Origin of the sequence: uncultured Roseovarius sp., from assembly GCF_947259555.1 — a bacterium.
In the GTDB taxonomy this organism is placed as follows: Bacteria; Pseudomonadota; Alphaproteobacteria; order Rhodobacterales; family Rhodobacteraceae; genus Roseovarius.
This window is the reverse complement of record NZ_CAMYMD010000059.1, coordinates 149,884-172,854: the sequence shown is the minus strand read 5'-3', so window position 1 is coordinate 172,854 and position 22,971 is coordinate 149,884. Positions and strand designations below refer to the sequence as shown.

The window sequence follows — 22,971 nt, the reverse complement described above, 5'->3', positions numbered from 1 at the left end:
TGACATGACGGAAGACAATGGGAGCTGCTGCGCAGGGCCGGGCTATACCTCGCCGCAAGAGGCGATCAAGGCATCGCGCGAAAAGGTGGTCTACACCATCTGCATCTATACCGGGACCAGGATCGAGAAACCCGACTACCTGGCCACGATCGACGTTGACGAGGACAGCCCAACCTACGGCGAGGTGATTCATCGGACAGAAATGCCGGTCGTCGGAGACGAGTTGCACCACATGGGCTGGAACGCCTGTTCCTCTTGCAACACCGATGGCAGCATGGAGCGTAAATACCTGATCATTCCAGGCGTCCGCACCACCAATTTCTACATCGTCGATACCGCTACCGATCCGCGCAAGCCGACGCTTTTCAAGACCATCGACGGTGGCGAAATCAAGGCCAAGACCAACCTGTCTGCCCCGCACACCGTGCATTGTCTCGGTGCCGACATCATCGTGTCGATGCTGGGCGATGCCGACGGCAACGGGCCCGGCGGTTTCCTGCATCTGGACAAGGAGTTCAACATCATCGGGCGCTGGGAAAAAGACCTGGGCGATATGAAGTACAACTACGACTTCTGGTATCAGCCGCGCCACAACATGATGATCTCGACAGAATGGGCGTCGCCCAACACATTCATGCCGGGCTTTGACCTCGAAGACGTCGCGCGCGGCAACTACGGCCAGCACATCCATTTTTGGGACTTCAAGAATCGCAAGGTGGAACAATCCGTGGACCTGGGCGAGGAAGGAATGATCCCGCTCGAGGCCCGGTTCCACCACGATCCCGACAGCACGCATGGTTTCGTCGGGGCAGCCCTGGCGTCGAACATCTTTCATTATCACAAAGACAACGGCAAGATCGAGATCAACAAGATCATCGACGTGCCCACCGTGGAAGTCGAAGGCTTTCCCGTTCCGATGCCAAGCCTGATAACCGATATCCTGGTATCGATGGACGACAGGTACCTTTACTTCTCGAATTGGCTGCACGGGGATCTGCGCCAGTACGACATCTCCGATCCGGCCAACCCCAAGCTGACCGGCCAGGTCTGGATCGGCGGGCTTCTGGGCAAGGCGCCCGAGGTGAACGGCCGCACCGTCGACGGCGCGCCGCAGATGATCCAGTTGTCGCTTGACGGCAAGCGGCTCTATGTCACGACATCACTCTTCTCGACCTGGGACAACCAGTTCTACCCGTCGATGAAGGACAAGGGGGGCATCATGCTGATCGTGGATTGCGACAACGAAAACGGTGGCATGACGATCCGCGACAATTTCCTCGTCGATTTCAATGAGGAGCCGCACGGCCCTGCGCGGGCGCATGAAACGCGCTATCCAGGCGGAGATTGTTCTTCTGATATCTGGATCTGACCAATCAATCCCAGATTTCCCGGCCCGTTGGGGCCGGGCCCATTCAGGAGGTGGAGGGATGCGCAAACACATCGTGACGCTTCGAAATCGCGGCGGAGTGTCTTTCGAGGTCGGGGAGGACGAGCCAATCATCGACGTGGTGGAGGCGGCGGGCCATGTCCTGCCGATCGCCTGCCGGTACGGCGGCTGCATCACCTGTGCCGCCAGAATTATTTCGGGATCAGTCCGCCAGCCCAAGGGCACGGCACTGAACAAGCGCCAATCCGAAGAAGGCTACGTATTGCTCTGCGTGGCCCGCCCTAACGAGGATTGCGTCTTCGACGTGGGCGTCGAAAGCCACGACAAGCTTTACGCCAACCCGTTCGCCAGCGCCGATGCCGTCGGCCAGCTGGCGCGGGCACATGAAAAATGACGGTACGGCTGGATACCGGCGTTGACGCGCGCAGCAACGGGGGCAATGTTGTTCTGGCCGTCGGCCTCATCCTCATTGGCTGGGTCTTTACACTTGTGCAATTGCTGACGATGGATAAACCCGGATCACTCGCCGAAGCCGGTCCCGGCATGCAGATCTTCGCCCATGTGAAGGCCCATGTATTCGGCGATCCATTCGCATTCGAAAGCACGCTGTCGCTTACCTCAATTTTTATCTGTATGCTGCCCTTGGTATTAGCATCCGCTCCTTGACCTTTGACCTTTCAAGCCCCTATTTGCCTGTCATGCGTGATGCGATGGCGTCGCTCTCCAATGCGCATTTATCCTGAATCCTGAAACCTTGTCCTGAACGCCCGGACATCACTCGCCCGAAATCTTCGGGCTCTTTGCTATGGGAGTGATGACCATGACCTTTGATGTGACCGCACCCCGTCGTCCCACGCTCTTCGAAAACAGCTCTGTGACCGGGATGATCTGCATGGCAGCCGCGATGCTGCTTCTTCCTATCGGTGATACATTCGCCAAAATTCTGACGGGGCATCTGTCCGCCATCGAGGTCACCACCGCCCGGTTGCTGGCTCAAGGCCTGTGCCTTGCCCCGATCGCTCTCTTGATGCGCCACCGGCTGCGTGGGCCGATGTTCTCGCCGATCGTCGCCTTGTCCGGCGGGTTGGTGATAGTGACCCTGACCAGTCTGATCTGGGCCTTCTCGTTCATGCCGATTGCCACGGCCATCGCGATCTTCTTCGCTGAGCCGCTGATCCTGACGGCACTCGTCGGCCCCCTGCTCGGAGAGCGGGTCGGCCCGCGCCGCATGATCGCCGTTCTGGTCGGGATGATCGGGGTCCTGATCATCATTCGCCCTGGTGGCGGGTTTGGCCCCGCGGCATTTTTGCCCCTGCTGGCAGCCCTTTGCTATGCGCTGAACATGATCGTTTTGCGAAAGGCCAGCGGAAACCGATCAAGCCTGACCGTGCAGTGCGGTGCCACCTTCTACGCATGCCTTGGCATGCTCGTGGTCTCTCTGAGCCTCGGCTCGACGGGGCACCTCGAGCCCTCGGTTGCCAATTTGCCCGGCTGGGCGTGGGGCGCGATCCTGGCGTCGGGCGGCCTTGCAGCCGCCAGCTTCATCCTGATTGCCGAAGCCTTCCGCCATGCCGAAGCGGGTATGCTGGCGCCGTTCCAGTATCTCGAGATCATCGGCGCCACGGCTATGGGCTATCTGGTGTTCGCAGAATTCCCGGATGGCCTAACTTGGCTGGGGATCGGGATCATTCTAAGTTCTGGCCTATATGTGTTCTGGCGGGAGCAGATGCCGGCCAACCGCGCCCGCATTCGTCCGAGACGGCGCCGAACGCGCCGTATCAGATCAAGATGATCATGCCAGCTGGGCCGCTGGTTCGTTCTACGCGCAAATCGTCATAGGCGTTCGCCCCTACTCCGATCGGGGGCTACGCCGACACTTTTGTCGGGGAACCTTCCTTGCCATCATCGGACATCCGCCTGGCTTGTTCTATAAACCTCTTAACCGCGGCAGGATCATGCGGACGATCTCGCCCAGGGGCGCGAGATAGAGCCCAAGCAATAGAAGGCAGTAACCTGTCAGGGCCACGTCGAAGCCGCGCTGCCATCCCGGCGCTTGTACCAATCCCAGATACTTTCCGAGGATAATCCGGGCCTTTTGCCAGGCAAGCGCCATCACGACCACCGCCGCTGCCACAGGCCATCTTGCCCAGATCCCCGATAGAGACAGCAGGGTAGATCCAAGGCTGAGGAGAACAAGCATGGCCAAGGCGATATAGAGCGACCGGCGCGTCATTGCAGAAGATAGACCACGGGAAAGAGCAGTACCCAGATCAGATCGACCATATGCCAGAACGCGGTCGCATCCTCTATGTTGTCGACATGATCGCGCCACGCCACAAGCAGCAACAGGATGACACCGGCTGCAACATGCGCGGCATGAAACCCTGTCAGTAGAAAGTAGAAATTGAAAAAAGGGTGGGTGTCCCAGACGATATCGCTTGCGGCCTTAGACGCAAATTCGAGGCCCTTGATCCACAGGAATGCTCCCCCGAGCACCGCAGCACCGACAAGAGAAACGCGCGCGCCGCCACGCTTGCCCGAGCGTCGCAGATTGATCGCCAACGCAGCCAGAAAGCCGCTGGTGATCAGGACAATCGTGTTGATCGCAGCGCCCGTGCGGTCCAGCGAATTCTGCGCCTCCGCAAAGCCAGCCGGATCGGTGATTCGAACCGACAGAAACACAATGAGCCCGGCCCCGAAAACCAGCAGTTCGCTGATGATGAGAACCCACATCAATAGGTCGCCGGGCAATTCGTCCAATGCATTTTGATCCGTCATTCAGCAAGACCTTTTCAAGAGCTTTCCGCGCGTCGCGAGACGGTTAAATCCAAGGATTACCGTCGTGACACCTCACTGGATGATCATAATAGGTATTGTAAATGCCTATTTTAACTAACTTGAAGGATGACTTGAACCTGCGCTCTTTCAGAACCACGACCTGAACCGAACGGAAGTGAAGCAACGCGCGTACCAAAAGCTCCTGATTGCTCTTTGTGGCGTTTAGTTTGTGCTACGACAAAGAGGCTTGCTCCAATCCGTCTCAAAAGGGGCGTATGGAACATACAGAATCACTCAGGGCCCTTGGCCTTTTCGATGCGCGCGTACCGCGTTACACGTCCTACCCTACCGCGGCGGCCTTTACGCCTGACACCGGCGCATCCTTTCAAAGCCGCATGCTTGAAGCGTTGGATCCGAAAGAACCCGTCTCGGTCTACATTCACATCCCGTTTTGCGAACGGCTGTGTTGGTTCTGCGCCTGTCACACACAAGGGACGAAAACCCTTGGGCCGGTTGAAAGCTATATCGAGACGCTCGAGGCGGAGCTCGAAATGGTGCGCGCCACTTTGCCTGACGGCTTGAAAATTGGGCGTCTTCACTGGGGTGGCGGAACACCCACGATCCTGTCGCCAGAAATGATTCATCGTCTCGCCGAAGCGGTGCGCCGGGTGTTCCCCCCGGCTGAGGGGTATGAGTTCTCGGTCGAGATCGACCCGACCATGGTCGACCGCGCGAAGATCGACGCCCTGGCTGCCGAAGGCATGAGCCGCGCCTCGATCGGTATTCAGGATTTCGATCCGGCGGTGCAAAAGGCCATCGGTCGCCAGCAGCCGTTCGAGATCACGCGTGCCTGCGTCGAAGACCTGCGGGCGGCCGGCATTACCTCTCTCAACACCGATCTGGTCTACGGACTCCCGCATCAGAGCCTCGCATGCATCGAAGACACAATCGACAAGGTTCTGACCTTTGCTCCAGACCGCGTTGCGCTCTTTGGGTACGCGCATGTTCCCTGGGTTTCGAAACGGCAAAAGCTGATCGACGAAGACGCGCTTCCGGGCGATGTGGCGCGCTACAATCTGGCCACGCGCGCCGGGGAACGGTTTGTCGAAGCCGGTCTTACGGCCATTGGCATCGACCATTTCGCGCGCCCCGGCGACAAGCTGACGACGGCGCTCGAGGCAGGGCGCCTGCGTCGCAATTTCCAAGGATACACGACCGACACCTGCAGAACCCTCATAGGGCTTGGTGCATCGTCGATCTCTCGGTTTTCGGGCGGGTATGTCCAGAATGCGCCTTCAACTGCAGCCTACAAGCAGCGGATCGCAAAAGGTGTTTTTCCGGGCGCTCGTGGCTACCAGCTGAGCGCCGAAGACCAGTTGCGGGCCCGTGCGATCGAGCACCTGATGTGTGCGTTCGCACTGGATCTTGACGATTTGAGCCAAGAATTCGGGCCACACGCACAGGAACTTCTATCTTGCCTGAGAGAGGTGGCCACTCGTTTCGCGCCGTTCGCAAAGCTGACCGGAAAGCGCATTGAGATTGCGCCGGAAGGCCGCTCGTTGACACGCATGATCGCGTCGGCTTTCGATCAGCACGTGCCAGAAGGCGTGCGTTACTCTCGCGCGTCGTGAAAAGCCTGGAACATGACCACCTTCACGCTTGGGTCGCGCGGTGCGACTGTCCAGCGGATTCGCATCCGCTCGACAGTCTCCGAGAGGCGAAGGCGTTTCTGAAGCGGCTTGATTAGAAGGAAAAGCGGCCCTGAGGCCGCCCTTTTCACCCGCGGCTACCGGGCTTAGGAGGATTTCTGCCGATTACCGGCTGGCGCACTCTGCGCGCATCGCGGACCCGTAATCGCGGTGTGGCGTCTTCGGCGAGTCTACCCAGGCAAGTCGACCCTGTGATCTGCATCTATCGCTACCCACTCTGCATCTAAATTGCATCTGAAACAGGCGACAGTTCCTGATACGTTCTGACATTTTAGATGTCGTGGGCTTCCGCGAAATTTTCTCTATTCCCTTATTTTTTTGACTCACCCAATTCTGTAATTCGGGCTCTCACGGGTGATCTGCACGTCAATAGCATCGAGATCCCAAAGGATTTGATCGGTGAGCATCTCTGGAAACACACCGCTCCTGGTGGCGCATCCGAGTTCAAGCAGCATCATGTGAAGGTGATGAGGAAATACGCAGGCATCGATCAGCTTTCCGATTTCCTCGAAGCTGACATGCCGCCCCTTTGGATCCCGATCCATCGGTGATGTCCGCCCCGCCACTCGAATCGTGGGCACAGGGCTCGGGCCCACGATGATCCTCTCCTCGAGCAGGAAATTCAGTGTGGCCCTCGCGATATTCACGAGGTCTTCTATTGTGTTGGGATGAATGGGCTGGTGCCTCACTCCACGGCTGTTGTTGCGACCATCTCCGGTCCAGCCGCTCAGCATTCGATCTCGCATCTTTCGGATTGCGTCAGGAAGATCGCTCGCCGGAACTTTCGCCAGGGCTGGTTTGAAATAGAGTTTATAGGCCTCTTCGAGGCGACGGACGCGACCTTCCGACAAGTTCGGCTTCTTCTCGCGACAATAGAAGTGCCAGAGTTCTTCGAATGTCGGGTTGTTCGGGCGCTCGATCACGTCGTCCGGCGAGACGAGCGCCGCCATTCGTTTCCATGCTTCACTCTCAGCGCGCTCTTGGTCTCGCCCAAAGCTCTCGGATTCCTGCTTTCCCGTATTCTTGTTCGTCCACCGGAGATGGTAAGTGTTCCGGTTCAGTGCGATCGTGAAGTGCCCGATCCTCTCGACTGTCTTCATGCCTGCATCTATCTCCGTGACTTTCGCTCACGTCTATAGATGCAGCCTGAATGGTCAACCGAGAATTCCCTTCCGAAGGGCAGCCTTACTGTGATTGGTCTTGTAGGTCGTGCAGCGCTTTGGTGCTGGATCAGGTGCCACTTTCTTCGCTGGGATCTCCTGAGCTTTCATCCATTCCAGGAGCGATGACCTCAGGTAGCGGATTGGCTTCTGCGGATTGTGCGGTATTTGCTCGGCACGACGCATCGCACGGAGTTTTGTCAGGCCGATGCGCAGGAACTCTGCAGCCTCGGGCTCGGTCAGGATTTCTGGGCATACAGTGGAAAATTCGGTGGGACTGGATTCAAACGACACGTGGGACTCCTCATTTTAGAGGAGTTCGGTCGATCCAAATTCACCCGGAAATCGGGAGACAGGTGTTGCGTGATCACGCGCCCCGGGGTGCATCATCCCGATCTTGCACGGCTTGTGCACGGCGCTGATGGAGTTCCTGCGCGTTACCGGCCTCGCCATATGTCTCGAGAATCCAATCATAGCTGAACTGATGGGCCTGCAACTGGCCGTCGTGCATGTCATACAGGATCACTGCACCGTTCCATTCTTTGGGCTTGAGACGACTGGGCGGCTGGAATGTGCCAATATTCACCGCCTGGATGAATGATCCACCGATCTCTCGCTTCATGTCCAAACCAAAGTAGTGCGTATGCGAATACACAAATGACCGGTGTGCTTCATTTAAGACAGAGCAAAGGGCATTCATCCACTCCGTCAACGTCTGGCACCGCACACCAAACCAGCGCGGCTTCGGAAACGGAGTTCGGATTGGGCTTTGTCGACATGATATTTCCTGCCTTTGCCCTGGACATGTGTCCAATCAGCTCAAACGCGGCCGGTGTTTTTGTGCGGTGGCATTTTTGCGATTCATGCACGAGAACGCTGCAAGTCGCTCGCCCTCCGCATTACCAGGGACCCCGGGATGCCAGCCCTTTGCATTTCGTGGTGCAGATGAGCGCAGAGGGCTCTGAATGCAATGTCCGTTTCGAGCCCTTACTGACCGCGGCTCGCCACCTCGAATTCGCGCATGCAGCGTGTCTCGCCTCATCACGGACGGCCCAGTCCAGAACTTCACCTATCAAACAAACGCTGCAAGGCGGCTTAACAGGGCCGTCATTCGTGCGTTTCGCAGCGCACCTTTCTGGCGCCCGGGGTTGGCAACGCGATGAAGGCAGCAAGTCGCGTCGCGGCACGAAATTTCGGTCTATGGGATTTCTGATCAATTCCTGTTGCCTATGGAGTGTAAAAACGCCTCTCTCCGCAACAGCGTTCCGCGTCTCACCGATTGTCCGGACGCATGTCATCGAGCATCGCGTATAACGCCGGAAGCACCAGCAGGGTCAGCACCGTGGCGGCCAGAAGGCCAAAGACCACTGCGATCACCAGCGGCTTGAGCGTCTGCGCCTGGGTCGAGGTTTCCCGCAGCAGCGGCGCCATGCCCATTATGGTGGTCGAAACGGACACGACGATCGGCCGGAACCGGGCGCGGACGGCGTCTCCGGCGGCATCCGTGGCGGAACGGCCTTCGGCGCGGCGGGTCTTGATCACGCCGACCAGCAGGATGGCGTTGTTCACGACGATCCCCGCCAGCGAGGCCGCCCCCACCAGCGACGGCATGGAGATGTTGTAGCCCATCAGCACATGCCCCCAGATCACGCCCAGAAAGGCCAGCGGGATGCTGATCATGACGATCAGCGGCTCGATGTAGCTGCGGAACTGGAAGCTGAGCACAATGTAGACGCCGACAAGGCCGATCGCGAAGCCCCGCAGGATCGAGCCGACGGTTTCCGCAGAATTCGCGGCCTGCCCGCCAATCTCGAAGCCGAGGCCGGAGGTCGTGACGACGAGCTCTGGCAGGAATCCTTCGGCCATCCGGGCCGTGATCGCGTCGGCATTGCCGACACGTCCGTCGACATCCGCGGAAACGGTCAGGGTGCGCTGACCGTCGCGGCGGGTGATGATGCCCCACCCCCGACCCTCAGTCTGGGTGGCCACGGTTCCCAACGGAACAGTGTCGCCTTCAGGCAATGCGATCTCGAACTCGGTCAGGTCGGCGCGGGTGGCCCTGTCGGCGTTGTTCAACCGGACTTCCAGATCCCAGGCAAGGTCGCCGCGCCGGATCTCGGCAAGCTGCGTGCCAAGGAAGGCGGCGCGCAGCTGCGCCGCGACATCGCTTGCCGTCAGCCCCAGGGCCTCGGCCCCTGGCGACAGGCTTAGCCGCAACTCGGGCGTGCCGGGTCGCAGATCGAGGATCGCGTTGCGGACGCCCGCGTAGGTCTGCAACTCGGCCATCGTGGCGCGGCCCGCATTCTCCAGCGTCGCGATGTCGGGATGGGTCAGGCGCAGTTCCACCGCAATCCCCTGCGGGCCGATGCCCGGTTCAGTCAGGATCGGCGAGGAGACGCCGGGCAGCGGGCCGATTTCCGCGCGCCAGAGGCTGGCGATCTCGTCGAGCGTGGTGGTCCGCGTCTCGGCCCCCAGAAGGTCTACCGCGACGGTGGCGACATGGGCGCCGGCCTCGCCGGCCGACAGGTTGCGCCCCATGCGCGTGATATGGCGGATCACCAGCGCCTGTCCGTCTGGCTGCTCGGGCGTGAGGCGCGCGTTCACACGGTCGAGCGCAGCCTCGACCAGCGCGACAGCCTCCGACGTGCGCGCCACCGGTGCGCCCGCGGGCAGCATCAGCCGCGCTTCCAGCACGTCACCGTCGATCTCGGGCATCGCCTCGCGCTTGACCACGCCGCCGCCGAGGGCGCCGACCGTCACGATCAGCGCGGCAACGGCCAGCCCCGCCACCAGCCAGCGGCCCCGGATCGCGGCATCGGCCAAACGCCCCACGCCGTGCTCGCGGAGCGCGTCGAACCCCGCTTCGAAGCGGCGGCGAAAGCGTGACGGCGCGCGCTCTTTCATCCCGCCCTTCAGGTGATGCGGCAGGATGAAGAAGGCCTCGACCAGCGAGGCGGCAAGGGCCGCCAGCAGAACGACCGGCAGAACCTCCAGCACCGCGCCCAGCTCGCCGGCCAGAAAGGCCAGGGGCAGGAACACGGCCAGCGTGGTCAGGAAGGACGAGAGGACACCGGGCGCTACGGCGGCAACGCCAGCGGCCACGTTTTCAACCGTTGCCCCCTTGGCGGCATGCACCGCAATCGAATCCGCGATCACGATGGAATCGTCCATCACGATCCCGATCGCCATGAGCAGTGCCACCAGCGTCATCATGTTCAGGCTGAAGCCGGTTAACGCCATCCAGGCGAAGGCCCCGGCAAAGGCCACGGGCAAGCCCATCGCGGCCCAGATCGCGAAACCGGGGCGGAAGAAGAGGCTCATCACGGCGACGACCAGCACAAGGCCGATCACGCCGTTCTGCACCAACATCAGCAGACGGTCGCGGATGATGGAAGTCACGTCCTGCACCACCTCAACCTTGACGGTGTCTGGCAGGCGCGCCGTTTCTGCCGCCACCAGCGCCGTCACGTCATCGAGGACGCCCAGCGCGTCGGCGTCCAGCGCCTTGGCAACGTCGATCAGGATGGCCGGCCTGCCATCGACGAAGGCACGGTCCTGCGGCGGCTCGAACCTTTCCTCGATCAAGGCCACGTCGCCCAAGGTCAGGGTCGCGCCGTTGGGCAGGACCAGCACCGGGATCGTGGCAAGCGCCGTCGCCGTGTCCCGCTCGGCGGCAAAGCGCAGGGTCAGGTCGGCGCCCGCGCCCTCCAGCGTGCCGGCGGGCAGGTCGATGTTCTGGGCGGCGATGGCGTTGGCCAAGGACGCGGGCGTCAGCCCGTGGCTGGTCAGCACCGCCTCGCGCGCCGAGATGCGCAGCGTGCGCGCCCCGAGCCCCGACCGCGTCACCGTCGCCACCCCGGCCAAGACGCTCAGCCGGTCGGACAGGTCGTCGGCGTAGAGGTCCAGTTCGGCCAGCGGCAGATCGCCCGAGACGGCGACGGAGGTGACCGGATCGGTCCGGTTCAGCTCGCGTGTGATGGCGGGATCGGCCGTGGCCGGAAATGTATCGATCGCCGCGACCTCGGTGCGCAGGGAATTGACAAAGCGCAGGGCGTCGTTGCCGGGGGCCATGGTCGCGACAGCACGGGCGCGGCCGGTCTGCGCGGTGCAGGTCAGGGTCTCGAGCCCCTCGACGCCCTGCACCCTGTCCCAGAGCGGCGCGCAGATGGCACTTTCCACGTCCTCCGCCGTGGCGCCACGCCAAGGGACGATTATCTCGGCCTCGGTTGCGCGGAAATCGGGAAAGGTCTCGCGCAAGAGGCCGGGCGCGGCGAAGACACCCGCGGCCAGGAACAGGAGCAGCAGAAGGTTGCTTGCCGTCGGATGGCTGGTGAACCAGCGGATCATTCCTTAGCCTCTACCGGCGACAGCACCATGCCGGGAATGGCGGGCGCGATATCGTCGATCACCACGCGGTCGCCCGGGGTAAGCCCCTCGGCAATCACCACCTGCCCGTCCTGGGCGAAGGCGGGTGTGACGGCGCGCAGTTCCAGCAGATCATCGGGGCCGGCGACACGCACCATTCCGGCGTGCAACGCCGCTTCGGGGATCGCGATGACCCCGTTTCGCGGCGCGCCCTTGAAGGCAAGCTGCACCTGCATGTTGGAGACCAGCGGCAGACGACGGGGCGGGTCCGCGCCGGCGTAAGGCTCGTCAACCGTCACCACCACGGGAACGGTGCGGACGCGGATGTCGAGCACCCCCTTTATCCGGCTGACGCGCGCGGGCCATTCCTGCGCGGGGTCGGACAAGGGGCTGAGCGTCACGTCGATCTGCGTGGCAGGCAAGTCGCGCATCATGTCACCCAGGGTGACACCGCCGGGCACACTGGCGACGAGGCGGCGAAAGCTGTCGATCGGCAGATGCGCTACGACCTCGGCCGCGGCGATCCCGTCGGCGCGGATGACCACCTGGCCGGGTGCTATGGTCTGAAAGCGTTCGGCGCTCACCTCGGTCACGCGCAGGTCGAAGGGCGTCGTCAGCGCGGTCCGGTCAAGCGACCTTCGGGCGCGGTCGAGGGCGGCCTGCGTCCGCGCGATCTGCGCCACGATCCGCGCCTCGCGCGACGGGATGAGGGCCAGCGTGTTTTCCAGCTCCGCCACCGTGCGCCGGGCCAGAAGTGTGGCACGCTCAGCCTCGTCCAGACGCGCCTGGGGCACGGTGCCCTGTTCGGCCAGCCGGCGGGTCCGGGCAAGGTCGCCCTCGGCCAGCGCCAGCCGTTCGCGCTCCAGCGCGAGGATACGGGTCGTGTTGGCGGTCTCGGCGGTCAGTTGCGCGGCTTCGGCGGAAAAGGCGTCGATGTCGGCCTCGGCCTGCGCCAGCGCCAGTTCGTAATCGGCCGGATCGATCCGCAGCACCTCCGTCCCGGCCGGGATCAGGCGGCCCGGCTCAAGGTCGGGGTGACGCCAGATCACCTCGCCCTGCACCTCGGACACCGCCACCCAGCTCTCGGCGGCCCGCAGGTTGCCCCAAGCGGTGGCGCTGGGACGGATCTCCTGCGCCGCGACGGTGAGGACGCGGACAGGATGGGCCGGTGCTTCCCCTTCGAGCTGTGCGGGGCCTGGGGCCGATGAAATCATCCAGACCGCGGCAGCGATCCCGAGCGCGATGGGCGGCAGGGCGAAGAGAGGCGCAAACCGCATGCGCTCAGCCCTGCGCCCGGCGCATCCGCGCGAGCGCCGCGCCTGCCCCGTGGGTTAACACAAGCGGGTCGAACTCGGCCTCGGGGCCCTTGGCGATACGATCCCATGCCTCGGACATCGCATCCTTTGACAGGTATTGCCGCGCAATCAGCGCGCAAACGGGCCCGTGCAGTGCGAGTTGCAGGCCGGAATGGCCGTTTGGGGCAGTCTCGGGGCGCATGCGCGGCCTTTCTGTCGGATAGGTACGACTCGGAATGGAGGTTGCGGATGACGGAAGTGTATGTAAGTTATCTATCACTAACAAGAGAGGCGCGCATGGCAGGCCGCAAAAGTGCGGAAGATCGAAAGGCCCAGATCGTCGCAGAGGTGCTGCGGCTGGCAGACGAGACAGGCCCAGACCGTCTCAGCACGACGGATGTGGCCCGGGCGGTCGGGCTCAGCCAGCCGGCGATCTTTCGACATTTCCCGTTCAAAGGCGCCCTCTGGCTGGCCGTCGCCGAGGACATCGCGGAGCGACTTCGCCAGCGGTGGAGTGCGGCCGAGGCACGGGCCACCGCGCCAGACGCGCGCCTGAAGGCGCTGATCGAGGCGCAACTGACCGCCATCGCCAGGACGCCCGCCCTGCCCTCGATCCTGTTCTCGCGAGAGTTGCAGGTGGACAATGCCGCACTAAGGGACGTGTTTCGCGAGCTTCTCGCCACGTTCCAGGGGCGCCTTGTCGCCGCGCTTCGGGATCAACAGGCCTCGGGCGATCTGCGCCGCGACGTCGCGGCCGAGGATGCCGCGATGCTGCTGGCATCGCTGGTGCAAGGGGTCGCGATCCGGTGGACGCTGGGCGCGCGCGGCTTTCCCCTCGTCGAGGAAGGCCTCCGTCTCTTCGAGCTACAGACGGCGCTGCTACGCACGCAGGAGGACCCACCAGATGTGCAAGACAAATAGGGCCTCGCGCATCGCGGGCGTCATGGGGACCCCTCGGTTTTGGTCGCTTGCTGCAAAGCAAAAACCCCGGCGCGGTGGCCGGGGTCAAAAGGCTAATCGACCATTGTCTTGCGTATGAAAGCAAGACGCTCATGCGCAGATTCGCTATCGAGCAACGCCTGGAGTCGGCCTGCAGCGATACATCTGAGATGATCTGTGTCAGCATCCGGAGATGCATTGAGCGTGTGACCATCTATTATGACGCCGTTGTAGCTGACGTCGTGTCGAAATTGATGCGGGTGAGGTCGGCGATGGACTTCAATGAGGGCGGGGTCTATTTTCATCAGTCCGGCCCGAACACTGGATTTCCATCCTCGAGCCATACAAGAGTATTCAACCAGTCGATCGGAAGCGGCGGCACAGCGTCTGACCACACCCCGGCGGCGATAGGCTCGCCGCTATACCAGCGAACATGCCAGTCGTATTTCTTCAAGCATCGCTTTGCTTCGGTGACTGCCAGGCCTGGGTCCAGGCCCTCTCCGTTGGCTTCAACCAGGACTGCAGCGACCTCGCGGAAAGGTACGCCTGGGTCTTGGAGTGCGCTATGGATCCGGATCCGCCCGAGCTCGGGGAAGCGGTGTTCTATCCACGCCGCAACCCGGCCCAGGTCTGATTCCAGTTCGTCGATGCGCGCTTCGATGGGTATCACAGCAGGTCCCCCCTCTCGCGTGCCGACATTCTCTCATGCGCGCTCAGACTCTTGGCGGATCCGCATAGGGTGTATGTCATGGGCGCGCCGCGGTGCCATTCGACGCGGTAGCCGAAGAGGTGGAGAAAGAGGTGGGCCTTATCGTTGACGGGACCTCGGAATGTCACGTTACCGAGATAATCGACCATCACATTTGCGATAACCCGGTGCTCGATGAAACCCTGCTGACCTACCGCAATGATCATCACCGGCGCGCAGTCCGGAAATGCGCTATCGAGGTTCCCGGCTATAAGGCTGAGATCGCGCTCCACCTCTGTCTGTATGTCTCTCATGGCTGGCGTTGCTCCCTTTCTGTTCAGAATTGGGAGATTGGCCAGGTTGAGAGGGGCGAAGGATTTCACACTTTCCGCACCAAGGCAGGGCGTATTTTTGTGAAAAACTGAAAATAACCTGGTTTTACTGGGGGTTTTCGGGACTAAGCACTTCAATTTCAGGCCAAATCGCCCATTTTGACCGTCTCGATTTCCTGTTCATTGTCAATGGTTTAGGACTTTTTCACAATTTCCGCACTTGCGCGTGTGTGAGAGACAGGATCCCCAGTATGACATGGAAGACAGACAGATACCCTTAATGATCTATGGGTATGGGTGTTAAAAACAATTGAAGTACTACTTTCGCGCGCGCAAGTGCTGTTTTTGTGGAAACATAAAAAGCCCCTGTTTTTACTGGCATTTTTAACGGCCCTCGAAACGCCAAAAATCGACGAAGAACGCCGCCAACGGAATAAAAAAGTCCCTGTTTTTACGGAGGTTTTTTCACCTTTCACAAAAAAACACCGTACCCAATGTGATTTTTGTGAAAATCTGATTTCCGAGATGCCGGTGCCGGGACCCATGTCCCTTTTGCTCCCGTCAAGAGGAGTAGATAACTACCGAGCACTGAGGTCATTATGACAAAGCACATCACCGCGCATGAGCGCAATGTCGCCGCTTCATACGACGACATCCTGGAAGAGATCGCCGGCGAGAGCCGCACCATCCGGAAAAATGCAGAAGACGATCAGGATGAAGATGGGGAAACCGAAGAGACGGACAGGTCTCCGTCAGCGGTTGAGCCTCTCGACATCTTCGGATCCATTGACCTGACAGGCGAGCAGGTTCTCGACGCGACAATGATCCCGCCGGAGATCTTCGAGTATGCAAAGGACCAGGGACGCATCAACGGGATCAACGCTGCCGCGATCGCGATCCCGGCCCTTGGATCGGTTGGCACCGCTATCCCTGCCGGGTGGAAAGTGCAGCCCAAGCCGAAGAACCCCTATTGGAAGGAACCTCCGATAACATGGACGGGTCTGACAGGGGACTCCGGCGTCAAGAAGACCACGGCCATCAAGTTGGGCGCTTTGCCTCTGCTGGTCCTTCAGAAAGAGTGGCGTGCAGAGTTCGAAGAGGAGATGGAGGAGTATCGTCGCGAGTTCGCGATCTGGAAAGAGGCCTGCGAGGATGTGAAGGCCCAGCGCCGCGAGCTTCGAAAGGAAGGCAAGGCCGGCGTCAAAATTGAGATGCCCGAGAAGCCCGAAGCACCGATCCTCAAGCGCGCTTTTGTCGACGACGCCACGACCGAGGCACTCGTTGCGATCTGCGCCGAGAACGAGCCCGGTGTGACAATGGTGCGGGACGAGCTGACTGCCCTGTTCGGATCATTTGGAGCATACACAGGTGCCAGCGACAAGGACCGCGCCATGTGGCTTTCCGCTTACAATGGCGACCCGGTGACTGTCGATCGAAAGGGGGCGGTCAAGGACGGTCAGCCACGGGAGCCACTCATCGCGGATCCTTTCTCGGTCTCGCTCATGGGCGGCATTCAAGACAAGCGCCTGGCTGATATCTTCAAGGGAAACACCGAGGACGGCTTCCTGGCTCGCTTCATGATCGTGCGCGGTTTCGAGTTGCCGGAAAGTGAGGACGCCCCGAATGAGACATTGGTCAAGCAGTATGTCGATGTAGTCCGGACGATCTCGACCAAGTTCGAGTTGATGCCAGACACCCAACAGACCGTCATTTTCTCAAAACAAGCCGCGGCGGTGCGCCGCTATCTCAAGATCTTCACCAGCGCGATGAAGAGTATGCCGGGCGTTCCGGCTGGTCTCGCGCTGCACCTCAATAAATGGGCCGGTATGCATGCGAGGATCTCGATGGTCTTCCACTTCATCAAGTGCGCCCAGTCCGGCAAATGGCCCAGCTCCACCCCGGTCTCCGGATCGACTGCGCGGCAAGCCTACCGCCTCCTGACGAAGTTCCTCCTGCCCGAGGCAGCCCGGGTCTATACCGAGGTCATGGGTGAGGGCGATAAGGTGATGGATGAGGGCCGCTGGATTGCGGACTACATCCTGACCCATGGTATCGGTAAAGGCGACGATACATCGAAGCCCGACAACAAGCGCGAGAGGGTCTCAGTCTATGATCTCACCCGCGTCCGCAAGGGCCTCAAGAATGATCAGGCGACCCTTGATCAGTCGATGAAAATGCTCGAGATGTCGGCGTGGGTGCGCCCATCCGAGGGGTGCTCTCGGCGGGACTTCGGCAAAATGAAGTGGATCGTAAACCCTCGCGTCCATGAGATCTTTGCCCTGCGCGCTGAGAAAGTACGTGCTGAGCGTGAGGCGGTAAAGGCGGAGATCGCGAAGGCGGCCACTCGTGTCCGTCGGATGCGAAAGGCGGTGTCTAAGGCTGCCTGACAGTTCCCTGGCTCCGGGGTAATGGGCACTCGGTAGTGAACTTGCCCCGGCCCAGCGCCGGGGCCTTTTTTATGCGTCAGCGTGAAGCTCCAGGAAGAGTATTTCCGCGATCCCGGATCCAGGTTTATCCATGACATCCGTGGTTCCATCGTCGAGCACATCGAAGGAAAAATACTGATCTCCGCCATCGTGAGCGACATATGCCGCCCGGCCCTCTTCTTTGATCCCCGGAATTCTGTCGATCGGATGCGCGGTCCATGTGTATCCCGTCGCGGGCTCGGAGATTTCGGGGTTGCGCGCGAGAGCGTCGGCGAGTTGGCTAAGATACCGCTTGTCCATCTCTGACTTGATCGCGGTGACAGTCTCCTCATCAGCGTGCACCGGAAATTCATACCGGCCCGAGATCGCGCCAAGAAATGTCGTTCTGTCAACGTCATTGAAGAACTGCGTGATCAAAAACAGGTCGCCACTCCCCGTCGGCTCCTTGATGCCGCGCTCTGCCGCGATGTCGTCCGGGATCCTACGCATCCTGAAGCCTGGGCCGGGCACTTCCGCGACACCATCGTCATATAGATGACAAGTAAAGTCTTGCTTTGTGTCATCGCCGAGCTGAACCAACAAGTCACCGAGACTATTCGTCGATCTGTAAAGTGTTTTTTCCATTCTGCTCAATCCTTTCCTGATTCTGGCCGAACCTGCCAGCGGACTGTGACGAAAATTTGGAGCGGATGCGAAATCCGGGCCCGACTTCCCGGGTATGGCACACCGCGTCAAATATCGCTGGATCAGCCAGGACGGATATATCCACCTGGGCTTCCGCGACGGCCGCATCGTCGCCGAGCACCGGCATGTGTGGGAATGCGCGCATGGCCCGATCCCGGGTGGCTACCAGATCCACCACCGAGACGGCGACCGGACGAACAATAAGATCCGGAATCTCGAGGCGTTGCTGCCCCAAGATCACAAGCGCGAGCACTGCGGCCACTGGACTGACCAGGACGGCCGCTGGTGGAAGCGATGCACGACATGCCGTCGGCCAGCGCCCGAGGATGACTTCCCGACCAAGCGATACCGCGACGGTGTGAGACTCACTCGCGGCAACTGCAAGACCTGCGAGAGAGACAGACAGAGAGCCAAAAACGGCTACCAGGGCTGCTTTGAGAAAAACCTGGGCCTCCATTTTGGACCGAGATCTGCGGGGCGTATCCCCTGAGAGAGCAGGAACGAAGCTCGAACATCAGGAGTTACCAATGTCTGAAGAAAAGAAAACCACGGTCCGAGATCTCATCGCGCAGGGGCGGGTGAAGAATACGAATAGCCCTGGGCGATGAGCACAGAGAACGCAGGGCCGACGATCATCTCCTGGTAAATGTCGGAGAGCGACTGGCCATCGAGACGGTCAGGCGTCGCGGTGACACCGACATGCCTGGCGCGCTCGAAATGCGCATAGACCCGGCGGTAGTTCGCGGCGCAGGCGTGGTGGCATTCGTCGATGATCAGCAGGTTGAAGTCACCCACACGATCGAGTCTGTTTGCGAGCGTTTGGATGGACGCGACCTGGACGATCTTGTCGAGTTCCTCCGGGTAGCCTGCTCTTATCATTCCGGCGTCGATGCCGAATAGTTCGAGGCGCTCCCGAAGTTGCTGACAGATGCGCTCGGTGTGTGCGATGACACAGACGCGCCACAGCTTGTCGATTGCCGCCAGGACTGCGACCAAGCGGGAAAGTTCGCTCAGCGTCGTTGTCTTGCCGGACCCAGTGCAGCTTTCCACCAGGACAGACTTGAGCCCGCGCCGGAACGCCTCTCGGATCGCCTGGATCTGGGCTTCTTGATAGTATCTGAGCGTGACCTTTTGCATACCGAGAATATCGGTCCCGACCACGAATTTGTTGCGCCGTCAGCGGGCGGCCTTGTCCTTCTTCTTGTCCGCGACCACAAGATCTCGCATGCCCTGGAGAGCGCGCATCCCGCCCGCGACAATGGGGTGATCTCCGAGACCAAGTTTCGTCGCCGCGGCCCGGATTGCGTCGCCGAACTCCATGAACTTGTTGGCGCCCTCGATCATCATTTTTTCGCGCCTGGTGAGATCGGCCTCCTTCGATTTTGCGGCCTCCTCGCGATCGACCAGGGCTGCCTCACGCTCAGCGATTTCCGCGGCCCGGGCTTCGCGCTCCTGGCGATCCCGGCGCGCCTGTGCCGCGGTCTCCGCCCGCGCCTTGCGCGCCTCCGCTTCCATCCTTTCGACGCGCTCCTGGGTCTGCTTTGCGGCGGCTCCTTTGCGCCTCGCTTGCTGCCACGCCCTGGCCGCCTTCTTTCGCTTTTCGTAGAGCCTCACGGCTTCATCTGCGCGCCATTCATGACACGGAACATTCTCCCGCGGCAGCTCGCTTTCAGCCTCAGCCGCGAAGGCATCACGCCGGGCCTGGGCGCGCTTTTCACCACGCACCAGGCCGGCAGATTTGAAGTATTCAGCGGCGATGTCGTGGCCGGCCTCGTAGGACTTCACGACCGGAATTGATGACGGCTCCAGGCGGCGCTGCTTGCCCGCTTGCTTGCTCTCAGATACGACCCACGGCGCGACGACAAAGTGAATATGGAACGCCTCTTCATCGGAGTCCGACCAGGCCGCTACGCAGCTTTCGCCGAACTGATCGACCAGGAATTTCATAGCTGCCCGGCGGAATGCGTCCTCTTTTTCGACGCTCGGAAAGCCAGGCGTGTCTCCCTCAAAATGGACCTTGTTCGCCGTCAAGACGCCCTCTCGCAATGGGCCTTCCGCACGATCTCTTTTCCACGGATCGACCGGGCCAGCGCGTCGGATTTTCTGTGCCTCGCTTTTGCGCTTCCGGGTCCATCGCCGCGCCGAATAGGCGTGCCTATAGTTGAGCTCGGAAGCGCGGTCGATGTCTTCCTCGAGCTGTTCTCTCCAGCCCGGCCCACCGATCAGGAACTGGTTCAGATGTGTGCGGCCAGGGCGAATGTGTGAGAGGTCTCCGCCGGTCCGAGTCTGGTGCATTTCCACGCGGACGAGTTGGCCGGGCCAAAGCGATCGCATGCCGAATACCAGGGGGTGTTTCTTTTGTGTCATCGTAGGGGCTCCTTTTGGAGGAGGTGGGGCCCCAATCCTGATCCCGCTCCTGCTGGGTGCGGGGTGGATACTCACTAAGCAACCTGCACTGCGCCCCTTCGGCGCTTGTTCAGGATTGCATCGTTCGGGCCTGCCAGCCGGGCCGCCTTCCGCGGGACACAAGAGAGGGGCTATCGCGCCGCCTCTCCTGGACCTCTCCACTCCTGGGTCATCGCTCGCCGCTCCCCCAGACCCCCTGGCGCCTCCCGGCGGGCATAGGAGCGTGTGCCTGCCCCTATGAACCCTGCACCAGGATGGGACGTCCGCACTGCCCCCTCCTGGACCTCCCCAAGCGCCCCGCCGGGGGCAAAAAGAGTCATTCAGATTCAACGTGTTGCGAAAAGTTTTTGCCGGCTCGTTTCAGAAAAAATTTCTTCGAAGGCATGTGGTTAAAACCGGCGCCGAGGCGCTCACACACACCACAGGAGATACACATGTTCGACTACAATTTCGCACCCTTCGACGGCGGCTGCCGCTTCAACATTACCTCAGATAGTGGCGAGCGTTACGACGTCGTCGTGCTGCCGGGGCACTGCGTCGTTGCCCGCCCTGGCGAGCCGGCCGAGGTCCTGCGGCTCAGCGCTACAGCACAGAAGGAGCCGATCAGGGACCGCCTTATCGACTCAATCTGCGCGTTGCCGTCGAATTTCATCTGCCAGAACTGTCTCAGAGACGCAGTTCAGTGGGCCGTCGATCAGCTCGACGAATGAGACATTACATCAACACCGACCTCGGCCTGATCCTGTTCGATATAACCAGCGAGGACGGCCTATCCAGTGCATCGTTCACTACCGAAATCCTGACCAGTCATGTCGCTGTCTACTACCGGGACAATATCTGGAGATCGGAGGTAGAGGGTGCCTGGGAAATCGACAATATCGCCCGCCAACTCGGCGAACTGATCCACCTATGCGGCGCGCCGAATTGGATGCGCGCGCTTGCATATGAAGAGCTGCATTAGAGGGTGCCGGCCGCGTTTTGAGCGGCCGGATCCCGTCTCTATGTGCTCTGCACACACCCCAGAACTGGAGACCCAAATGACGAAAAATCGCAACACACCCGAGTTCGTATCTACCTTCTTAGACGACATCCTCGCGCGGATAAACCGCATGCCGGATCAGATCCCGAGCCGAGGCGGAAGGATGATCGACGGACCACTCTGGAAAGCCGCTGCGAGCAAGACGGTCGACGAGCTGAAGGCGATCTCAAACCTCGTCCAATCCCACGGTTTCGACTGGCTCGAGAACGAGTTCAACGAGCGGATCGTGAGTCATTACAACGAGTCAGTTGATGCTCATAACGCCGCGGCATGAAGAAAATTGCCCGGCCGTTTTGGCCGGCCTCTTCCGGGGCGTATGCTCAATCAGGTCGCAGGTGAACTCTGCAAGCCCCTCGTAAAGCGTCACCCAAGGCGTGCAGGCCCCCTCGGGCAGGGTGAAATCGCCAGTCAGACGGCGGACCGTGGCAAGGTCGCGGTCGTGGTCATCATGGTCGGCGCGCATGGAAGCGATCCGCTCGGCCAGCGGTGCCCCACCGCCCTTGCGGAGGAGTGGAAATACCATGAGTTCTTACTTTTTCATGGGAACTTCCATCTCGCCGATCATCCTGCGGAGAATGGCGATTAGCCCCTCAGGTACGTCACGGTCGGGCTCATGCAGATCCTCGACCATCTCGACAAGCCTGATAAGGCTGGGCAACTGCTCCCTGTGCCGCGCGTGATAACGCGTCTCGATATGCTGGGTCAGCTCGCCGGCATTGTGGTTCAGGACGGTATCGGACATCGGGGGCTCCTTTTCTCACCGGAAAGATGGAACGGCATCGGGGACGGATTTTGCCTGAACGACGGCCATATGAAGCGAACGGGCAATTCGTTCGGCTCGTTCAATGACATGGGTCGCGCCCGCAGGCGGACAGACCTCTTGCGCGGTTTCCCGAAAGAGGTTTAGCCAGCGTGCGAAATGCGCACCGTCGATTGGCAGAGCCGTGTGCGCTGGCACAGGGCGACCGTGGTATTGCCCAGTCATGAGCGCGACGGAAGACCAGAACGCAACCATGCGATCCAGATGCGCCCCCCATTCGGTGACACGTTCGGCGAAGATAGGCCCGAGCATCGTATCGCCCCGAATCTTCGCATAAAGTTCATGGACCAGATCGTGCAGAATCTCCCCGGTGAGACCTGTTTCCTCCGTAATAGCGGCAGTCATCGCAGGCCGGGCAGAGATGCTCTGTGGTGAATTTTCGTCGGTTTTCATGGTAATCTCGTGATATGCTCTTGTTTTTGACGGTACGTCTGATAATAGGTATTATAAATACCGATTAAGAGCGAGATCAAGCTAAATGCGTCTCACCTCCTTCACCGACTACGGCTTACGCATGCTGATGCGCATGGCCAGTTCTCCGGATCGGGCCTTCTCAACCACCGAGTTGGCAGACGAGTTCGGACTGTCGCGTAACCACCTGGCGAAGATCATGCAGCGTCTTGCCCGGGCCGGGATCATCGAGACGCGCCGCGGCGGTGGCGGCGGTGCGGTTCTTGCGCACCCGGCTCGCGACATTGGGCTCGGCACCATTGTTCGCGTGCTGGAAGAGGGACAGCCTTTGGTTGAATGTCTGAGCAATGATGGAGGTGCCTGTACGCTTGACGGACGCTGTCGGCTGAAAAGCCGCCTACGGGCTGCAGAGAAGGCCTTCCTTGCCGACCTCGATCGCGCCACGCTCGCCGATATCGCGCTCACACCGCTCACATCGCTTGAAACAAACTGACAGAGAAGCATTTGACATGATAACATCGGAACAGGGTAT

General features: G+C 60.7%; 28 protein-coding genes. 13 read left to right on the top strand and 15 right to left on the bottom strand.

What is annotated here, in order from left to right; all coding sequences use genetic code 11:
• Nucleotides 1–4 precede the first annotated feature (4 nt).
• The 4 genes from Q0X85_RS10095 (at nucleotide 5) to Q0X85_RS10080 (ending at nucleotide 3,179) form a co-directional block, all read left to right on the top strand.
• The gene (locus Q0X85_RS10095; RefSeq protein ID WP_297771762.1) at nucleotides 5–1,369 is read left to right on the top strand and encodes a selenium-binding family protein; all 1,365 of its coding nucleotides are present in this window, start codon (nucleotides 5–7) and stop codon (nucleotides 1,367–1,369) included.
• A gap of 58 nt (nucleotides 1,370–1,427) precedes the next feature.
• On the top strand, nucleotides 1,428–1,781 hold the full coding sequence (locus tag Q0X85_RS10090; protein ID WP_297771760.1) for a 2Fe-2S iron-sulfur cluster-binding protein: 354 nt from the start codon (nucleotides 1,428–1,430) through the stop codon (nucleotides 1,779–1,781).
• Nucleotides 1,778–2,053, top strand: a complete 276-nt coding sequence (locus Q0X85_RS10085; RefSeq protein ID WP_297771759.1) for a hypothetical protein — start codon at nucleotides 1,778–1,780, stop codon at nucleotides 2,051–2,053. Before Q0X85_RS10090 ends, Q0X85_RS10085 begins: the two co-directional genes overlap by 4 nt.
• Nucleotides 2,054–2,201: 148 nt before the next feature.
• Nucleotides 2,202–3,179 carry a DMT family transporter gene (locus Q0X85_RS10080; protein WP_366129753.1) on the top strand — a complete coding sequence of 326 codons (978 nt, stop codon included), beginning with the start codon at nucleotides 2,202–2,204 and terminating at the stop codon, nucleotides 3,177–3,179.
• Between the two features lie 135 nt (nucleotides 3,180–3,314).
• Here the strand turns inward: Q0X85_RS10080 and Q0X85_RS10075 are convergent, their stop codons facing one another.
• The gene (locus tag Q0X85_RS10075; RefSeq protein WP_297771757.1) at nucleotides 3,315–3,587 is read right to left on the bottom strand and encodes a nitric oxide reductase F protein; all 273 of its coding nucleotides are present in this window, start codon (nucleotides 3,585–3,587) and stop codon (nucleotides 3,315–3,317) included.
• Nucleotides 3,588–3,616: 29 nt separating this feature from the next.
• Nucleotides 3,617–4,165, bottom strand: coding sequence for a cytochrome c oxidase subunit 3 (locus Q0X85_RS10070; RefSeq protein ID WP_297771756.1), 549 nt, complete (start codon nucleotides 4,163–4,165; stop codon nucleotides 3,617–3,619).
• Nucleotides 4,166–4,440: 275 nt separating this feature from the next.
• On the opposite strand from Q0X85_RS10070, the gene hemN reads away from it, so the two are divergent.
• Nucleotides 4,441–5,796 carry an oxygen-independent coproporphyrinogen III oxidase gene (gene hemN / locus Q0X85_RS10065; protein ID WP_297771797.1) on the top strand — a complete coding sequence of 452 codons (1,356 nt, stop codon included), beginning with the start codon at nucleotides 4,441–4,443 and terminating at the stop codon, nucleotides 5,794–5,796.
• Nucleotides 5,797–6,197: 401 nt separating this feature from the next.
• Here hemN and Q0X85_RS10060 read toward each other — a convergent pair whose 3' ends face one another.
• From Q0X85_RS10060 to Q0X85_RS10035, 6 genes are all read right to left on the bottom strand, one after another.
• A complete protein-coding gene (locus Q0X85_RS10060; protein WP_297771755.1) occupies nucleotides 6,198–6,974 on the bottom strand; it encodes a hypothetical protein in 777 nt (258 codons plus the stop codon).
• 54 nt (nucleotides 6,975–7,028) lie between these two features.
• Nucleotides 7,029–7,328: a helix-turn-helix domain-containing protein gene (locus tag Q0X85_RS10055; protein ID WP_297771754.1), complete on the bottom strand. Its 300-nt coding sequence runs from the start codon at nucleotides 7,326–7,328 to the stop codon at nucleotides 7,029–7,031.
• A 73-nt stretch (nucleotides 7,329–7,401) separates the two neighbouring features.
• Nucleotides 7,402–7,734 carry a hypothetical protein gene (locus Q0X85_RS10050; RefSeq protein WP_297771753.1) on the bottom strand — a complete coding sequence of 111 codons (333 nt, stop codon included), beginning with the start codon at nucleotides 7,732–7,734 and terminating at the stop codon, nucleotides 7,402–7,404.
• 572 nt (nucleotides 7,735–8,306) lie between these two features.
• The gene (locus Q0X85_RS10045; protein ID WP_297771752.1) at nucleotides 8,307–11,381 is read right to left on the bottom strand and encodes an efflux RND transporter permease subunit; all 3,075 of its coding nucleotides are present in this window, start codon (nucleotides 11,379–11,381) and stop codon (nucleotides 8,307–8,309) included.
• Nucleotides 11,378–12,676 (bottom strand): hypothetical protein, encoded by a 1,299-nt coding sequence (locus Q0X85_RS10040; protein WP_297771751.1) that lies wholly within the window; start codon nucleotides 12,674–12,676, stop codon nucleotides 11,378–11,380. The genes Q0X85_RS10045 and Q0X85_RS10040 overlap by 4 nt, the downstream gene beginning before the upstream one ends.
• Nucleotides 12,677–12,680: 4 nt before the next feature.
• The gene (locus tag Q0X85_RS10035; RefSeq protein ID WP_297771750.1) at nucleotides 12,681–12,896 is read right to left on the bottom strand and encodes a hypothetical protein; all 216 of its coding nucleotides are present in this window, start codon (nucleotides 12,894–12,896) and stop codon (nucleotides 12,681–12,683) included.
• Nucleotides 12,897–12,991: 95 nt separating this feature from the next.
• On the opposite strand from Q0X85_RS10035, the gene Q0X85_RS10030 reads away from it, so the two are divergent.
• Nucleotides 12,992–13,615, top strand: a complete 624-nt coding sequence (locus tag Q0X85_RS10030; protein WP_297771749.1) for a TetR/AcrR family transcriptional regulator — start codon at nucleotides 12,992–12,994, stop codon at nucleotides 13,613–13,615.
• Between the two features lie 322 nt (nucleotides 13,616–13,937).
• Here Q0X85_RS10030 and Q0X85_RS10025 read toward each other — a convergent pair whose 3' ends face one another.
• Nucleotides 13,938–14,303, bottom strand: coding sequence for a hypothetical protein (locus tag Q0X85_RS10025; RefSeq protein WP_297771748.1), 366 nt, complete (start codon nucleotides 14,301–14,303; stop codon nucleotides 13,938–13,940).
• A gap of 92 nt (nucleotides 14,304–14,395) precedes the next feature.
• On the opposite strand from Q0X85_RS10025, the gene Q0X85_RS10020 reads away from it, so the two are divergent.
• Together Q0X85_RS10020 and Q0X85_RS10015 are read left to right on the top strand one after the other, a co-directional pair.
• Nucleotides 14,396–14,746 carry a hypothetical protein gene (locus Q0X85_RS10020; protein ID WP_297771747.1) on the top strand — a complete coding sequence of 117 codons (351 nt, stop codon included), beginning with the start codon at nucleotides 14,396–14,398 and terminating at the stop codon, nucleotides 14,744–14,746.
• A 506-nt stretch (nucleotides 14,747–15,252) separates the two neighbouring features.
• Nucleotides 15,253–17,040 (top strand): DUF3987 domain-containing protein, encoded by a 1,788-nt coding sequence (locus Q0X85_RS10015; RefSeq protein WP_297771746.1) that lies wholly within the window; start codon nucleotides 15,253–15,255, stop codon nucleotides 17,038–17,040.
• Nucleotides 17,041–17,109: 69 nt separating this feature from the next.
• Here Q0X85_RS10015 and Q0X85_RS10010 read toward each other — a convergent pair whose 3' ends face one another.
• Nucleotides 17,110–17,703, bottom strand: a complete 594-nt coding sequence (locus Q0X85_RS10010) for a hypothetical protein (protein WP_297771745.1) — start codon at nucleotides 17,701–17,703, stop codon at nucleotides 17,110–17,112.
• Between the two features lie 94 nt (nucleotides 17,704–17,797).
• On the opposite strand from Q0X85_RS10010, the gene Q0X85_RS19805 reads away from it, so the two are divergent.
• Nucleotides 17,798–18,253: an HNH endonuclease signature motif containing protein gene (locus tag Q0X85_RS19805; RefSeq protein ID WP_366129747.1), complete on the top strand. Its 456-nt coding sequence runs from the start codon at nucleotides 17,798–17,800 to the stop codon at nucleotides 18,251–18,253.
• Nucleotides 18,254–18,324: 71 nt separating this feature from the next.
• Here Q0X85_RS19805 and Q0X85_RS10000 read toward each other — a convergent pair whose 3' ends face one another.
• Both Q0X85_RS10000 and Q0X85_RS09995 read right to left on the bottom strand, forming a co-directional pair.
• Nucleotides 18,325–18,924: a DEAD/DEAH box helicase family protein gene (locus tag Q0X85_RS10000; RefSeq protein ID WP_297771743.1), complete on the bottom strand. Its 600-nt coding sequence runs from the start codon at nucleotides 18,922–18,924 to the stop codon at nucleotides 18,325–18,327.
• Between the two features lie 15 nt (nucleotides 18,925–18,939).
• Nucleotides 18,940–20,130, bottom strand: coding sequence for a plasmid recombination protein (locus tag Q0X85_RS09995; protein ID WP_297771742.1), 1,191 nt, complete (start codon nucleotides 20,128–20,130; stop codon nucleotides 18,940–18,942).
• A 473-nt stretch (nucleotides 20,131–20,603) separates the two neighbouring features.
• Here Q0X85_RS09995 and Q0X85_RS09990 point away from each other — a divergent pair, with 473 nt between their 5' ends.
• From Q0X85_RS09990 to Q0X85_RS09980, 3 genes are all read left to right on the top strand, one after another.
• Nucleotides 20,604–20,879, top strand: a complete 276-nt coding sequence (locus Q0X85_RS09990) for a hypothetical protein (protein ID WP_297771741.1) — start codon at nucleotides 20,604–20,606, stop codon at nucleotides 20,877–20,879.
• The gene (locus Q0X85_RS09985) at nucleotides 20,876–21,130 is read left to right on the top strand and encodes a hypothetical protein (protein WP_297771740.1); all 255 of its coding nucleotides are present in this window, start codon (nucleotides 20,876–20,878) and stop codon (nucleotides 21,128–21,130) included. The genes Q0X85_RS09990 and Q0X85_RS09985 overlap by 4 nt, the downstream gene beginning before the upstream one ends.
• A 76-nt stretch (nucleotides 21,131–21,206) precedes the next feature.
• Entirely contained in the window at nucleotides 21,207–21,482 is a 276-nt protein-coding gene (locus Q0X85_RS09980) for a hypothetical protein (protein WP_297771739.1), read from the top strand.
• Here the strand turns inward: Q0X85_RS09980 and Q0X85_RS09975 are convergent.
• From Q0X85_RS09975 to Q0X85_RS09965, 3 genes are read right to left on the bottom strand one after another with little or no spacing between them, the layout of a single operon-like run.
• Nucleotides 21,453–21,731: a hemerythrin domain-containing protein gene (locus Q0X85_RS09975; protein ID WP_297771738.1), complete on the bottom strand. Its 279-nt coding sequence runs from the start codon at nucleotides 21,729–21,731 to the stop codon at nucleotides 21,453–21,455. The genes Q0X85_RS09980 and Q0X85_RS09975 overlap by 30 nt on opposite strands.
• A gap of 6 nt (nucleotides 21,732–21,737) precedes the next feature.
• On the bottom strand, nucleotides 21,738–21,950 hold the full coding sequence (locus Q0X85_RS09970) for a hypothetical protein (protein ID WP_297771737.1): 213 nt from the start codon (nucleotides 21,948–21,950) through the stop codon (nucleotides 21,738–21,740).
• A gap of 15 nt (nucleotides 21,951–21,965) precedes the next feature.
• Nucleotides 21,966–22,421 (bottom strand): group III truncated hemoglobin, encoded by a 456-nt coding sequence (locus Q0X85_RS09965; RefSeq protein WP_297771736.1) that lies wholly within the window; start codon nucleotides 22,419–22,421, stop codon nucleotides 21,966–21,968.
• 85 nt (nucleotides 22,422–22,506) lie between these two features.
• Between Q0X85_RS09965 and Q0X85_RS09960 the strand changes: the two genes are divergently transcribed.
• On the top strand, nucleotides 22,507–22,932 hold the full coding sequence (locus Q0X85_RS09960) for an Rrf2 family transcriptional regulator (protein WP_297771734.1): 426 nt from the start codon (nucleotides 22,507–22,509) through the stop codon (nucleotides 22,930–22,932).
• The last annotated feature ends 39 nt before the right edge of the window (nucleotides 22,933–22,971 follow it).